Origin of the sequence: Bradyrhizobium uaiense (assembly GCF_010811875.1) — a bacterium.
Lineage (GTDB): Bacteria > Pseudomonadota > Alphaproteobacteria > Rhizobiales > Xanthobacteraceae > Bradyrhizobium > Bradyrhizobium uaiense.
Map to the genome: position 1 here is coordinate 1 of NZ_VKHP01001018.1, position 243 is coordinate 243.

Here is a 243-nt window from a genome sequence, read left to right on the forward strand (position 1 = left end):
TGAACAGCCAGCACTTTCGGCCAGTTGCAAAAACCCTGATGTCGCGCTCCAGAAGATTATTGTCGATCGGCATCCTGCCATCTTCGGTGTAACGCGTCAGATAGTCCCATTGGTTCCGGGTGTAGGATACGGCGTCGCCGAGCTTGCTGTCAGGCAAGACCTTCGGGGCCATGTCATCGAGCCATACCTTGAGAGCATTGAGGATGGGGACACTATGTTGCTGGCGGAAGCGGCGCATGCAGT

1 protein-coding gene is annotated in these 243 nt (G+C 56.0%); it reads right to left on the minus strand.

The window, feature by feature from the left end:
• On the minus strand, window positions 1-243 hold a 243-nt coding region (locus FNJ47_RS48590), incomplete at both ends, for an IS66 family transposase (protein ID WP_163163787.1).